The sequence below is a fragment of the Azospirillum fermentarium genome (assembly GCF_025961205.1).
In the GTDB taxonomy this organism is placed as follows: domain Bacteria; phylum Pseudomonadota; class Alphaproteobacteria; order Azospirillales; family Azospirillaceae; genus Azospirillum; species Azospirillum fermentarium.
On sequence record NZ_JAOQNH010000001.1, the window covers coordinates 2710196 to 2723498 of the forward strand.

Sequence of the window (13303 nt, forward strand, 5' to 3'; positions counted from 1 at the left end):
CCAAACGGGGTACCCCGAAGCTACAAATTTTGTAGATCCCCCCGTTTGGGGGAGGAAACGGGGTGCTCCTCCAGACCCGCGGAACGCCTCCGATGCGTGGAAACCAGCCGCGGCACCTCCCTTGGCGCCGGGTGGAACGGGGTGTGCAAAGGAAGCGGTGCTGGCCGACGGCGGCCGGCACCGGATTCTCAAGCCACAGCAGGCACACTACCCATGACGTCAACCTACCAGCGGCCGGACCGCACGTGCCGCAGCGCCGCATTGTTCGACAAGGCCCGCACCCTCATTCCCGGCGGGGTGAACAGCACGGCACGCGCCACGTGGTCGGGTTGGGATCCTTATCCCCTGTTCGTGGACCACGGGACCGGCTCGCGCGTGACCGACGTGGATGGCAACGAATACATCGACTATCTGCTCGGTCTCGGCCCGATGCTGCTGGGCCATCGCCCCCCGGCGGTGACGCAGGCGGTCGTGGATTTCATCGAACAGCGGGGCACGGTCTTCGCCCTGCCCTGCGCCGAGGAAATCAGCCTCGCCGAGAAGATCACCGCCGCCGTGCCCAGCCTGGAGCGGGTCCGCCTCTGCAACACCGGCACCGAGGCCGTGCTGTACGCCGTCCGCCTTGCCCGCGCCTTCACCGGGCGGCCCAAGCTGGTGCGGTTCGAAGGCATGTACCACGGCTTTTCCGACGGGGTTTACTGGAGCAAGCACCCCAGCCTGGCCACCGCGGGCGACGATAAGGCGCCGGTGGCGGTGCCGCAGGGGCCGGGCATGCCCCAGGGGGTGGGGGATTCCCTCATCATCCTGCCGTGGAACGACGTGGACGCCCTGCGCGACACGCTGGAACGCGAAGGCAGCCGGATCGCCGCCGTGCTGAGCGAACCGATCATGTGCAACACCGGCTGCATCCTGCCCGAACCCGGCTATCTGGAGGCCATGCGCGACCTGACCCGCAAGCACGGCGTCCTGATGATCCTGGACGAGGTGATCACCGGGTTCCGCATCGGGCTGGGCGGCGCCCAGGGCCATTACGGGGTGACGCCCGACCTGTCGGTGTTCGCCAAGGGTCTGGGCGGCGGCTTCCCCGTGGCGGCCATGGGGGGCCGGAGCGACATCATGGCGCTGGTGGAAACGGGAACGGTGTCGATCGCCGGCACCTACAACGCCAACGGCATCGCCGTCTCCGCCGCCAACGCCACGCTGGACGAGCTGGCCCGGCCGGGGATGTACGAACGGCTCTACGCCGTGTCCGACCGGCTGCGCGAAGGATTGGCGCGGCTGGTCCACGACCTGCGCGTTCCGGCCCACGTCGTCGGGCTGGGGCCGGTCTTCCAGCTCTGGTTCTCCGAACACCCGATCCGCAGCTACCGGGATGCGGTGCGCCACGCCGACCACGCCGCCTTCCGGCTCTGGTGGGAAGGGATGCTGGAACGAGGTGTTCTCTTCCACCCCGGCGCCTATGAAAACCTGTTCGTGTCCTTCGCCCACACCGAGGACGACGTGGACCGCACGCTGGACGCGGCACGGTCCACGCTGACCGCGATGCTCGTCGCGTGAGGGGGGGGCTTTTCCGGTCCGCCGCCGTTCTCGCGCTCATGGCCGGGGGACCGGCCATGGCGCAGACGGCGGGTTTTCCCGGGCTGCCGGAGGGCACAACGCTCTCCCTCGGCGGCGGTGCGGTGGCGTCCCCCTCCTATCTGGGAGCGCGGGGGATGGAGGTGTCGCCGGCCCCCTCTTTCAACGCCGAGATCGGGCGGGATGTGTCCATCGACGCCGCGGACGGCATCCGCTACACGGTGCTGCGCGCCGGTGGCTTCAGCCTTGGGCCGATTGCGCGCTACCGTCCGGGGCGGAGCCGCGGCTCCCTGCCCATGCGGCTGCGCGGGCTGGGCGGCATCGCCGATGCCGGGGAACTGGGCGGCTTCGCGGCCTACGAGGCCGGTCCCGCCGCCCTCGACCTCATCGGGACCAGGGACATCGGCGGGTATGGCGGCGCCCTGCTGGAAGCGCGGGCAACGCTGTCGATCCCCTTCGGCGACCCGGCCAGCCAGCAGGGCATCGTGGTGGGACCGTTCGTCAAGATGGGCAACCGGGCCTTCCTTCAGAAGAACCTGGGCGTCGATGCGAAGCAGGCGGCGGCGACCGGGCTTGCCGTCTCCCAGCCGGGGGGCGGGCTGTACATGGCCGGGCTGGAGGCCAACGCCGCCGTCGGGCTGTCGGATCACTGGTCGCTGCGCGGCACCGCTTCCTGGGGGCGCCTGACCGGCGATGCCGGCTCGTCCTCCCTGGTCCGCGACGGGGGCCGGCGGGATCAGACATCGGGGGGCCTTTTCCTGGTCCTCACGCCATGACGGGGGCCGTATGAGCACGCTTGCCTATCTCATCTGGGCGATGAACATCCTGTGCGACACCGGCGGCCAATTGGCCTTCAAGAAGGCGGCGACCGTGCCCGGCGACGGGCTGGACCGCTGGACCGCCATGGCGGCGGACCCGTGGCTGTGGGCCGGCATCGCCTTTTATGTGGGGGAATTCGTGGCGTGGCTGGCGTTCCTGTCGCTGGTCCCGCTGTCGGAGGGGGTTTTGCTGGGGTCGATCAACATCGTCCTCATCATGGTCGCCGGGCGGCTGCTGTTCGCGGAACGGATCACCCGCCTGCGGCTGGCCGGGATTCTGCTTGTCGCCGCCGGTGTGGCGGCCGTGGGGGTGGGAAGCTGATGCGCCGCGGTCTCGTCATCGGATTTCTGTGCCTGCTCGGCTTCGACATCATGGCGCAGCTTGGGTTCAAATACGCCGCCCTTGCGGCGCTGCCGGTGTCGCCCGACGCCGGGTGGCTGCTGCGGGTGCTGGGGCAGCCGGCGGTCTTTCTGGCGCTTCTGGGCTATATCGGCGCCTTCTTCACCTGGATGTCGCTGCTCAAGCACGCACCGATCGGCCCGGCCTTTGCCGCATCGCATTTGGAGGTGGTCGTGATCCTGCCCTTTGCCGCCGTGCTGTTCGGCGAACGGATCGGCGCGTGGCAGATGCTGGGAGCTTTGGGGATCCTGTCGGGCATCCTGTGCCTGGCCCTGGATGAAGCCCATGGGGATGAAGCCCATGGGGATGGCGCCCATGGGGACGAGGCCCATGCCGGACCGGCCTAACCCGTTCCGCGAGTTGCCGCCCACCGCCGGCCTGCCCCTGGGCTGGAAAGACCTGCTCGGGGCCGCGGTCACGCGCACGCCGCCGGATTTCGCGCGGGATGCCGCCCGTTTTCTCGGCGTCGATGACCTGCTGCTCACCTGTTCGGGGACGGCGGCGCTGGTGGTCATACTGACCACCCTGCGGCGGTTCAGCGCGCGCCGGCAGGTGGTGGTGCCCGCCTACACCTGTCCCCTGGTGGCGATTGCCGTTGCCCATTGCGGCCTCGATCCCGTTCTCTGTGATCTGGCGCCCGGCAGCCTGGATCTGGATCCCGCTGCCCTGCGCCGCCTGTGCGGGGCGGACACGCTGGCCGTCGTTCCCACCCATCTGGCCGGGCGCGTTGCCGATGTGGCCACGGCGGCGGCCATCGCCCGCGCGGCGGGGGCCTGGGTGATCGAGGACGCCGCCCAGGCGTTCGGCGCCCGCACGGCGGCGGGCATCGTGGGCACCGACGGCGATTTCGGCCTTTTCAGCTTGGCGGTGGGCAAGGGGCTGACGCTGTTCGAAGGCGGCCTTCTCCACGTGCGGGAGCCGGCGTTGCGGGCCGAGATGCGCCGGACGGCACAGACGCTGCTGCCCGCCGCCCCCTGGCGGGAGGCGCTGCGGGCGCTCCAGCTTGCGGGATACGCCGCCGCCTATCGTCCGGGGCTGCTTCCCTTCGCCTACGGCGCCGGGGTGCGGCGGTCGCTGCGGCGGGGTGACCCGGTTGCGGCGGCGGGCGACGCGTTCAGCCGGGACATCCCCCTGCATCGCGTCGGCGCGTGGCGGCAGCGGGTGGGCCGTTCCGCCATCCGGCGGTTGGGCACGTTTCTGGACGCGGCGGCGGAGCGTGCCCACCGGCGGGTGGAGCGGCTGCGGGCCGTCACCGGGCTTCATGTCTTCGGCGATGGGCCGGGTGGCCGGGGTGTCTGGCCGTTCCTGCTGGTCCGCATGCCGGACCGGGCGGCCCGTGACCGGGCGCTGGCCGTGTTGTGGCCGGCGGGGCTGGGTGTTTCGCGCCTTTTCGTCCACGCCTTGCCCGGTTACGGTTTCCTCCGCGGGCTGGTGCCGCAGGAGGCCGTTCCCAACGCCGCATCGCTTGCCGATACCACCCTGACCATCGGGAATTCCCCCTGGATGTCGGAGCAAGACTTCGCAGCCATCTGCGGCCGCCTCGAACGGGCGCTGTGAGTGACGCCGGTCCTGAAGGAAAGGTTCAACCCGCCCCAAGCCGATCACACCGGGCAAGCCAATCCCGCAGCACCGGCACGAGCCGCCGCGTGGCCTCCGCCCCCAGAAGCTGCCCGTGCCGATGGGGAAGGTCGAGACGCTCGACCCCGCCGGCATACGGCTCCCACCGGCGCGGGTCGAGAACGTTGCCCCCATCCTCCAGGGCCGCGCGGACGTGCAGCAACGTTCCCGGAAAACGCCGGTGATGGTGGCGCCGGACCAGACGGTTGGTGTGCAGCATCGACCGCGTGATGCCGGCCAGAACGGCGTCGGGCAAATCCGCCAGCGGGTGGCCGGCGGCCCGCAGCCGCGCGATGGTCTCCGCACGGGCCGGCGCGGGCGGCGGGTCAAGCCCGGCGATGAGCAGCAGAGCCTTGAGAGCCGCTGACTCATCCGGCTCCGGCGCGTGGCGCCAACAGTCGCACGGATAGGCGTCCAGCAGGACCAGCGCACCGGGCAGCCCCCCCGCGGCGGCCAACTGCACCGCCATCTCGTGGGCAATGATGCCGCCGGCCGACCAGCCCACCAGATGACAGGGGCCGCGCGGCTGGATCGCCCGGATCTGCGCGAGGTAGTCGGCGGCCATCTCCGTCAGGCCGGCGGGCAGGGGCTGCGCCGGATCCAGGCCGCGCGCCTGCACGCCGTACACCGCCCGCCCCGCCCCGATGGCCCGCCCCAGCCCGACATAGCACCAGCCGATGCCGCCCGCCGGATGGATGCAGAAGACCGGCGGCGCGCCCTCCCCTCCCCCCTCCACCAGAGGGAGCACGACATCCAGCCCCTCACGCCCACCCGGCCCCGGCCCGCCGCCGGCATCCGGGGCACCGGGACGCCGCGCACCGCACAGCGTGTCCAGATGCGCGGCGAGGCGGGCCGGGGTCGGGTGGGCGAACAGCGCGCCGAGCCCGACCGTCACCGGCCATGCCGCGCGGATCCGCTGGATCGCCCGCGCCGCCAGCAGCGAATGCCCGCCCAGCCGGAAGAAATCATCGTCGGCACCGATCCCGCCGCACGCATCCGGCGGGGCGAGAAGCTCGGTGAAGAGCTGAACCAGACGCCGTTCGGTGTCGGTCGCCGGCGGACGCCGCCCGGCGGCGGCAGCGCGTCCGGGCGGCGGCAGGGCGGTCCGGTCCAGCTTGCCGTTTGCGGTGAGCGGCAAGGCCGGCAGCACCACGATCGCGGGAATGAGGGGCTCGGGAAGATGGGCCGCAAGACGCATCTGCAAAGCCGCCGGGTCGATCGCTGCGCCGGCGGAAGCGGGCGTGACATAGGCGACCAGACGCGGGCCGCCCGGATGATCCTCCCGCAGGATGACGGCCAGGGGGCCGGCCGGACCGGCGGCGTGGACCGCCGCTTCGATGTCGCCCAGCTCGATGCGCATCCCGCGCAGCTTGACCTGATGGTCCGAGCGCCCGAGAAACTCCAGCGCCCCATCCGCCCGGCGGCGGGCGATGTCGCCGGTGCGGTACATGCGCGCCCCGCCGGACGGGCCAGGGGGGGCAAACGGATCGCCGGAAAACCGTTCCGCCGTCAGGGCCGGGCGGTTGAGATAGCCGCGCGCCACCTGGCGTCCGGCGATGTAGAGGTCACCGGCCACCCCCGGCGGCACAGGCCGCAGGCGGCGGTCGAGCACGTACAGGGCGGTGTTCCACACCGGATGCCCGATGGGAACCGGCACCGACCGGTCGCCGGGGGACGCGGCCCAGTGGGTGACGTCGATGGCCGCCTCGGTCGGGCCATAGAGGTTGTGCAATTCGCCCACGGCCGTCCGGTGAAAGCGGTCGCGCAGCACGGCGGGCAGTTCCTCCCCGCTGCAGAAGACCCGGCGCAGAACAATGCCCTCGGCCGACGGCTCCGACAGGAACAGCGCCAGCATCGAGGGCACGAAATGCACGGTGGTGATCCGCTCCTCCCGCAGCAGGCGCGCGATCCAGGCGGGATCCTTGTGGGCCGACGGCGGGGCGACCACCAGGGTGGCCCCGGCGATCAGGGGAAGGAAGAATTCCCACACCGAAACGTCGAAGGTGGCCGGGGTCTTTTGCAGGATGCGGTCGTCCGGGCCGATGGCATAACGGGTGCGCATCCATTCCAGCCGGTTCACGATGGCGCGGTGCTCGGTCACCACGCCTTTGGGCACGCCCGTGGACCCGGAGGTGTAGAGGATATAGGCGGCATCCTCCGGCTGCGGCGGCTCGATGGGCACGTCCATTCCACCGCCGGGGCCGTCCGGGCGCAGGACGGGGATGTCCGGCGGCAGGCGGGATGCCGAAGCGGCATCGCCGAGGATCAGCCGAGGCCGGGCCTCGCCAAGAATACGGGCGATGCGGCCCGGCGGATGGTCGGGGTCGATGGGCAGATAGGCCGCCCCCACCCGCAGGACCGCGGCCAGCGCCACCACGAGGTCCGGCGAGCGCGGCAGGGCGACACCCACGACATCCCCGCGCCGCACCCCCGCCGCCGCCAGCCGCCGCGCCAGCCGTTCCACCGCACAGGCGAACGCCCGGTTGCTGAGGGCGATACCGCCGAAGGTCAGCGCCACGGCGTCCGGTGACCGCGCCAGCGCCGCCCCGATCAGATCGGTCAAGGTCCGCTCCGCGACCGGATGGGCGGTGTCGTTGATGCCGATGGTCCAGCGGCGATGCTCCTCCGGCGTCAGCGTCGGCACCTCCGCCAGCCGCGGCGCCGCAACCGCCGTTTCCAGGAAGCGGGCCAGACGGCAGGCATGCACGGCGGCCGCGGCGGCGGCGTAGCGGTGCGGGTTGGCCTCGACCCGCAGGCGCAGGTTCCGGCCCCGGCTGTCGGCCCGCAGGGTGATGGTGAGATCCTCCACCGGCCCGCTGCCCAGAATCCGCAGCCGGGTCACCGCCTGGGGCAGGACCGGCGGCCCATCGAAGGGCACGACGTTGATGATCGGCCCATAGAGGCGCCGGTCCGGGCCGAACAGCCGAAGATCGCGGCGCACCTGTTCGCTGCGGTAACGCCCATGCCGCCGGGCCAGCCGGAGATGACGCGCGGCCTCAGCGACGAAGCCGGGCAACGGTGCGTCCTCGTCGATGGGCAGCCACACCGGCAGGACGTTCATCACCGTCGCGGGCGTCCCCGACGCCACCGAGCCGAAACGGTTCATATGGGGAACCCCGACCATGGCCGCGCCGTCTCCGCCACTCTCCCCGTCATCGCCCCCCTCGCCGAGATGGCGGCGGACATAGGCGGCCACCAGGGCCACCAGCGCATCGGGCCAGCCCACGCCAGCCGCCGCCGCCAGCCGGTCGAGCGCCCCGGCGCCGAGATCGTCCAGCGCCGCGTCGCACCGCAGCGCCAAAGGTCCGTGCGATGCCGGGTCCGGCGCCATTCCCGCCTCAAGCCCCCTCATCGGCCCTTTTCCCGGCGGGCGGCTCCCCAAGACCTCCAGCCAATAGGCCCGGTCCGCCCTGCGCCGCTCGGACAGGCGGTAGGCGGCATCCTCGGCCAGCAGATCCCCATAGGGCGACAGGGCCGGCCCCGGCGCATCGCCGGTCAACCGCGCGGTGTAGAGACCGGCGATGCGCCGCGTCAGCAGATCGAAGCCATAGCCGTCGATCACCAGATGATGGATGCGCTGGTACCAGACATGCCGGCCGGGGCCGAGGATGAACAGCGTCTCCCGCACCAGCGGATCGCGGGTGGGATCGAGCGGCGTCGCCAGATCGCGCGCCATCGCGGCCTCGGCTGCCGCCGCCGGATCGGGGGCGGCGCACAGATCGACGACGCCAAGCTCCGGCACGGGGGCGCCGGTCCACTGGAACGGTTCACCGTCGCTCTCGCCGAAGCGCACCGTCAGGCCGTCCGCCTCGCCCAGCGCCGTACGAACCGCCCACGCAAGGGCGGCAATCTCCAGCCGGCCATCGATCTCGATGCAATGGGCGGTGTTGAAGGCCGGATTGTCCGGCTCAAGCCGCTGCGCGTACCACAGGCCGAGCTGGGCCTCCAGCAACGGCAGCGGGGCGGACCGGGGCGGCGCCATGGCCGGTAACGCAAGGGCGTCGAGATGCTGGGGCATGGGCCGTGGCCTTGTGGTGTATGGGTCGGAACGGGGGGAACAGAGGGTCACTCGCCCCCGCGGAAGGGGCCGCGGCGCATGAGGTCGCGGGTTCCCTTGAGCGCGCTCATCGGCTCCAGCCGCGCCGCCGCGCGCACGGGAACCGCCGCGCCGGCCAGGCCGGTCAGCACGGCGGCGGCGGCGGTGGCGGCGGCCACCGCCGGGTCGAAGGACAGCACCAGCACGGGAAACACCAGCCCGGCGACATGAGCGGTGACGAAGCCGAGCAGAACGCCCATCAGCGCCGCCGCCGTGAGCAGCACCGACACCTCACCCATCAGGGTCACCAGGATGTCGCGGTCGCGCGCGCCCAAGGCCTTGCGGATGCCGATCTCGGGGATGCGCTGGAGCACGATGACGGTGATGCCGCCGGAAACGTTGAACCCCGCGACGAGCAGGCACGTTGCGATGATGCTGCCGAACAGGGTGTAAAGCCCCTGTGAAAAGCGTTCGTAACGCCCGATCAGCCCTTCCGACTTCACGATCAGGAAGTCGTCCTCGGCCTGGGTCGCCACCTCGTGGCGCAGGCGCAGCAGCTGGGCGATTTGCGTTGCGACGTGATCGGTGGCTCCGGGCTGGGCCACCTGGGCGATGATCTCGATGTTCGGTTCCCCCTTGGCGACGATCAGCGAGCGGCCGACGTCGAAGGGGATCAGCACGAAATTGTTGCGGCCGGACTGGGTAAGCTGGGATTGGGGCTGCATGACGCCGACGATCAGGAAAAGCTGGCCGGCGATCTCCACGTCGCGCCCGACCACCGGGGCCGTCATGCCCAGCAGCGGCGGCACGTCGCTGCCGACGACGGCGACGCGGCTGTGCCTGGCCGCGTCCACAGCCGACAGGAACCGGCCATCGGCCATGTCCATGGCCAGGATGCGGCGGTAATCCTCCTCGGTCGCCAGGATCGTGGTCGCCAGCCGCCGCACGCCCCACCGCAGATCCACCGGCCGGTAACTGTTGACGCGCAGGGACGGCACCACGAAGGACAGCCCGCCGATCCGGCTTTCGATGGCGGCCATGTCGCCCGCCGTCAGCTTGGGCGGCGGCCCGCCCTGGATGTGGCGGTTGTCCAGATGGGGGATGATCGACAGCGTGTTGCGGCCAAGCGCGTCGAACTGGCCCCGGATCGAGATCACCGCCGCGTCCAGCAGCGTCGCGATGGTCAGAACCAGTGCGACGGACAGCGCGGTCCCGACGACGCAGATCGCCAGCTCGCGCCGGAAATAGCTCAGGTAATGGCGAAAGGAAACGAAGGCGCCCGTCATTCCCGCGGCATCTCCGCGATCCGGCCGCCGCTGACCGAGATGGCCCGGCCGCATTGGGCGGCGATGGCCGGGTTGTGGGTCACGATGATCGTCGTCGTGCCCGCCCGGTTGCGCTCGGCGATCAGATCGAAGACCGCCTGCCCGGTGTCCGGGTCCAGGTTGCCGGTCGGTTCGTCGGCCAGCAGAACCTTGGGATCGTTGATGAGGGCGCGGGCCAGGGCGACCCGCTGCTTCTGCCCCCCCGACAGTTGGGAGGGAAAGGCCCCGGCCAGCTCGGCAAGCTGCACGCGCTCCAGCACCTCCATCACGATGCCCCGCCGCCGCGGCGCCGCGACCTTGGCGTAATGAAGGGGCATGGCGACATTCTCGGCCACCGGCAGGTGCGGCACGAGATGGAAGTCTTGAAAGACGAAGCCGAAGCAGCGGGTGCGCAGGGCGGCGAGCCGCTCCCGGCTCAGACCCTCCAGCGGCTCGCCGTCAAGACGGTAGGTTCCGGCATCGGCCCGCATCAGCAACCCCACGATCGCCAGCAGCGTCGTCTTTCCCGACCCCGACGGGCCGCAGATGGCCAGGCTTTCCCCCTGCGCGACCGATAGATCGACGTCGTTCAGCACCGTCACGTCGCGGCCGGTGCTTTGGCGGAAACACTTCCGTATCCCGCCGAGATGGAGAAAGCCGCCGCCCGTTTCCCCGCCCATGCCGGTGTCCATGCCGGCGCCGGTCCCCATGGTCACGCGCCCAACGGCAGCAGCAGGCACAGCACGCCCAGAACGACGGCGGCAGCCGGCACCAGACGCACGGTTCCGGTGGCGATGGCCGGGGCGGCGTCGAAAACGCTATCGGCGTCCGGCTTGTGCCGGCGCTGCCGCGCCACCACCGCGACGATCGCCAGATTCCACAGCACCACGCCGGCGGCGAACAGCAGGACGACGCCCACCGGCAGCCCGAAGCCAAGGTTGACGGCACCGATATGGAGCAGGGCCAGGGCCGGAACCAGCGCAAAGGGCGCGGTGCCGAGCGCCGCCGTCTCGCGGTCGAACCGGCCCACGCGCGACGGGCGCGTCGCCAGGGCGATGAACAGCCAGACCAGCAGCACCGACAGGCCGATCAGAAGCAGCTCGCCCCGCCCGCCGGAACGGTTGGGCTCGCCCGCGGCGCTCCAGTGATAGACGACCGGCTCCGCCAGCGTCCAATAGAGAATCAAACTCATGGCGAACGTCACCACGGACGTGACGAGGACCACCGGAACGAACCGTGTGGGAAACAGCGTTTGCATGTCGATTCTCCTTGGGGTCAACGGAACCACAGCCCGTCCTGTCCGGGCTCCGACAGGTCGATGTACTGGAAACCGGGGGCGGGATCGTTGCAGACGGTCAGATAGTAGGAGCAGAGATGCATCTGCCCGAACCCGGTGCGCAGGTGGTCATACTGGCCGCGGACGGTCTCGCGGTCCTGGCCGAGGCAGCGCTGCGCCGTCGTCGTCAGCATGTCGAACATCGGCGTGCCCGGCTGGAAGGGGTTGTGGTGGGTGACGACGACCGTGGCCGACATGCCGTTGGCGGCGGCCCACGCCGCCACCTCGTCGGTGAACATCGGCGCGGCACCGTCGCTGAACGTGGTGCCCAGCGTCTGGAAGCGGCCCCCCGGCGCCAGCGCGCCGGGCAGCGCGTGCAGTATCTGGCGCGTGATCCGCAGCCCGTCGTCGCCGCCGTCGCCGACCAGGGGATAGAAGGTGCCGGACGGGACCGGCAGCAGCGGCGGGTTGGCGACGATCAGGTCGAAGCGCCCCTCCACCGGCCAGCGGGCGGTCAGATCGGCCTGGGTCAGCCGGACCCGGCCCGCGGGAATGCCGTTGACCGCAAGATTGCGCCCCGCAAGGTGGAGCGCCACCGGGTTGATATCGACGGACGTCACCTCGGCGCCCGCCGCCGCCAACTGCAGCGTCTGGATGCCCGGCCCGCAGCACAGGTCGAGCGCCCGCATGCCCGCCCGGACCCGCAGCCGGTTGAGCAGGGCGAAGGAATCATCCCCGTAATAGAGCGTCATCATCACATGCGGACGCTCGAAGAACAGCCAGTGATTGAGGACCGGCAGCAGCATCAGCCCGTGCAGATGGACATTGCCCGCCGGGTCGGTGTCAAGCAGGCCGGCATCGCCCAAGGCATCGGGCACCAGGGACGGCAGGCCCGCCAGCTCCGCCGGTGTCAGCGGTTCCCCCAGATAGAGGAGCCGCACCAGCGCCCGGAGCCCGTCGTCGAGAATCGGCGCCAGTTCGATGAAGCGGCCGGGGCTGAAGGAGGCCGGATGGAAACTGGAAAACAGGTCGGCATACCCCGTTCCGTCGAGCCAGCGCCCCAGGGCGGCCAGACCGCCTTCGGACGTCCGGGCCGAAGAGACCGTGGCCGCGAAGGGCGCCGCCGGGGGATGGGCGATGGTTTGGGCCGTGGTGGCAGTCATCATGGTGTCGTTCCCGTTCAAACGTCGCATCCAATGCCGAGCAGCCGGAGGGCCAGCTCGTCGGTGTGTTCGCGCAGCAGGGCCACCGCCTGCGGGTTTCCCGTCACGTCCTCGCACAGCTCGCACATGGAGCCGTAACGCCCGCGCAGCGGAGACATCCGGCTGCGCTCCTCGACGAAGGAGGCCAGGAATTGCGGTCCCTTCTGGGCGATGCAGCGGACCAGCAGGTCGCCGAAGGCGCGGTCGAGCAGCGGCAGCGCCGGCTCGGCGTCGAGCGCGCCGAAATCAAGGATCCGGTTGTGTTCGGCCTCGAAGCCGCAGCAGGCGAGCAGGTGGTTCTTCGGCGACACCGCCGGGCTGACCCCGGCATAGCGGCAGCCGCCCTCCATCGAACGCCAATCGATGTCCTCGACCTCGCCGGGGTCGAGTTCACGGTGGAAGCGGCCCAGACGCTGCAATTCCGTCTCGTACACGACATAGATCGTGCCGTCGGCCTGCCGCGGCACGGTGTCCAGCTCGTCCTCGGCACAGATCAGCCGGGCCTCGGGATCGTCCAGCGCCTCCAGCAGCCCGGCGCCGGTCAGACGGCTGGAACGCCCCACGGCACAGGCCGCGAGGACCGTCTCGAAACCGATGCTCTTGGCCGCCCGCCAGGCGTTGACGATGTTGTCCAGGGGCACATAGGGAAGATGATAATCGTCGGCGCTGATGTTCAGCTCGTCCAGGCCGGCCTCCCGCAGCGCCAGCAGCGTGGCGCGCGCGCGCTCGACCGAGGTGGCATAGGCGACGTTGGTCACGAGGCGGGTGCTGAGGCCGAGCGAACCGGCATAGGCGATCGATTCGAACAGATGCTCCTTCAACAGGGTCGGCTCGCCGCCGGCAAAGATGACGGTGCGCAGCCCGCCGCGCCCGGCAAGGGAATCAAGTGACCGGCGAATTCGTTGAAAATCCAGCCGGTCCCTGCGATCCGGCGCAGAATTGACGCTGCAATGCGCGCAACGAGCGGTGCATGTGCTGGTAACAAGAAATGTCACACGAATCGGCTTGAACATTGGGCGTCTCGGCTGCGGAGATCGAAAAGAAAGAGAAGACGTTTCCTCGCTGACTGACGGGA

At 70.7% G+C, this 13303-nt stretch carries 11 protein-coding genes; 5 read left to right on the plus strand and 6 right to left on the minus strand.

Annotation, left to right across the window (positions count from 1 at the left end; translation table 11 throughout):
• Positions 1-213 precede the first annotated feature (213 nt).
• Genes M2352_RS12765 through M2352_RS12785 form a run of 5 tightly spaced genes read left to right on the plus strand, consistent with a single transcriptional unit; the run spans position 214 to position 4350 of the window.
• Positions 214-1557, plus strand: a complete 1344-nt coding sequence (locus tag M2352_RS12765; RefSeq protein ID WP_264664859.1) for an aspartate aminotransferase family protein — start codon at positions 214-216, stop codon at positions 1555-1557.
• Positions 1558-1613: 56 nt separating this feature from the next.
• Positions 1614-2351, plus strand: coding sequence for a MipA/OmpV family protein (locus tag M2352_RS12770; protein WP_264664860.1), 738 nt, complete (start codon positions 1614-1616; stop codon positions 2349-2351).
• 10 nt (positions 2352-2361) lie between these two features.
• Complete coding sequence (locus tag M2352_RS12775) at positions 2362-2715, plus strand: DMT family transporter (protein WP_264664861.1); 354 nt, start codon at positions 2362-2364, stop codon at positions 2713-2715.
• Positions 2715-3140 carry a DMT family transporter gene (locus M2352_RS12780; protein ID WP_264664862.1) on the plus strand — a complete coding sequence of 142 codons (426 nt, stop codon included), beginning with the start codon at positions 2715-2717 and terminating at the stop codon, positions 3138-3140. The genes M2352_RS12775 and M2352_RS12780 overlap by 1 nt, the downstream gene beginning before the upstream one ends.
• On the plus strand, positions 3124-4350 hold the full coding sequence (locus M2352_RS12785; RefSeq protein WP_264664863.1) for a DegT/DnrJ/EryC1/StrS family aminotransferase: 1227 nt from the start codon (positions 3124-3126) through the stop codon (positions 4348-4350). The genes M2352_RS12780 and M2352_RS12785 overlap by 17 nt, the downstream gene beginning before the upstream one ends.
• Positions 4351-4375: 25 nt before the next feature.
• Here the strand turns inward: M2352_RS12785 and M2352_RS12790 are convergent, their stop codons facing one another.
• The 6 genes from M2352_RS12790 to M2352_RS12815 are packed head-to-tail and all read right to left on the minus strand — an operon-like array spanning position 4376 to position 13241.
• Positions 4376-8428 (minus strand): amino acid adenylation domain-containing protein, encoded by a 4053-nt coding sequence (locus M2352_RS12790; protein ID WP_264664864.1) that lies wholly within the window; start codon positions 8426-8428, stop codon positions 4376-4378.
• A gap of 47 nt (positions 8429-8475) precedes the next feature.
• A complete protein-coding gene (locus M2352_RS12795; RefSeq protein ID WP_264664865.1) occupies positions 8476-9732 on the minus strand; it encodes an ABC transporter permease in 1257 nt (418 codons plus the stop codon).
• The gene (locus tag M2352_RS12800; RefSeq protein WP_264665357.1) at positions 9729-10460 is read right to left on the minus strand and encodes an ABC transporter ATP-binding protein; all 732 of its coding nucleotides are present in this window, start codon (positions 10458-10460) and stop codon (positions 9729-9731) included. The genes M2352_RS12795 and M2352_RS12800 overlap by 4 nt, the downstream gene beginning before the upstream one ends.
• Before the next feature lie 2 nt (positions 10461-10462).
• Positions 10463-11008, minus strand: a complete 546-nt coding sequence (locus M2352_RS12805) for a DUF1648 domain-containing protein (protein ID WP_264664866.1) — start codon at positions 11006-11008, stop codon at positions 10463-10465.
• 17 nt (positions 11009-11025) lie between these two features.
• A complete protein-coding gene (locus M2352_RS12810; RefSeq protein WP_264664867.1) occupies positions 11026-12192 on the minus strand; it encodes a methyltransferase in 1167 nt (388 codons plus the stop codon).
• 14 nt (positions 12193-12206) lie between these two features.
• Positions 12207-13241: a radical SAM protein gene (locus tag M2352_RS12815; protein WP_264664868.1), complete on the minus strand. Its 1035-nt coding sequence runs from the start codon at positions 13239-13241 to the stop codon at positions 12207-12209.
• Positions 13242-13303: the final 62 nt, after the last annotated feature.

Bases quoted from the DNA above. Each gene is read 5' to 3' on its own strand.
- M2352_RS12785 (WP_264664863.1), top strand. From the start codon at position 3,124: ATGCCGGACCGGCCTAACCCGTTCCGCGAGTTGCCGCCCACCGCCGGC.
- M2352_RS12780 (WP_264664862.1), top strand. From the start codon at position 2,715: ATGCGCCGCGGTCTCGTCATCGGATTTCTGTGCCTGCTCGGCTTCGAC.
- M2352_RS12800 (WP_264665357.1), bottom strand. From the start codon at position 10,460: ATGGGGACCGGCGCCGGCATGGACACCGGCATGGGCGGGGAAACGGGC.
- M2352_RS12815 (WP_264664868.1), bottom strand. From the start codon at position 13,241: ATGTTCAAGCCGATTCGTGTGACATTTCTTGTTACCAGCACATGCACC.
- M2352_RS12775 (WP_264664861.1), top strand. From the start codon at position 2,362: ATGAGCACGCTTGCCTATCTCATCTGGGCGATGAACATCCTGTGCGAC.
- M2352_RS12810 (WP_264664867.1), bottom strand. From the start codon at position 12,192: ATGATGACTGCCACCACGGCCCAAACCATCGCCCATCCCCCGGCGGCG.
- M2352_RS12770 (WP_264664860.1), top strand. From the start codon at position 1,614: ATGGCGCAGACGGCGGGTTTTCCCGGGCTGCCGGAGGGCACAACGCTC.
- M2352_RS12790 (WP_264664864.1), bottom strand. From the start codon at position 8,428: ATGCCCCAGCATCTCGACGCCCTTGCGTTACCGGCCATGGCGCCGCCC.
- M2352_RS12765 (WP_264664859.1), top strand. From the start codon at position 214: ATGACGTCAACCTACCAGCGGCCGGACCGCACGTGCCGCAGCGCCGCA.
- M2352_RS12805 (WP_264664866.1), bottom strand. From the start codon at position 11,008: ATGCAAACGCTGTTTCCCACACGGTTCGTTCCGGTGGTCCTCGTCACG.
- M2352_RS12795 (WP_264664865.1), bottom strand. From the start codon at position 9,732: ATGACGGGCGCCTTCGTTTCCTTTCGCCATTACCTGAGCTATTTCCGG.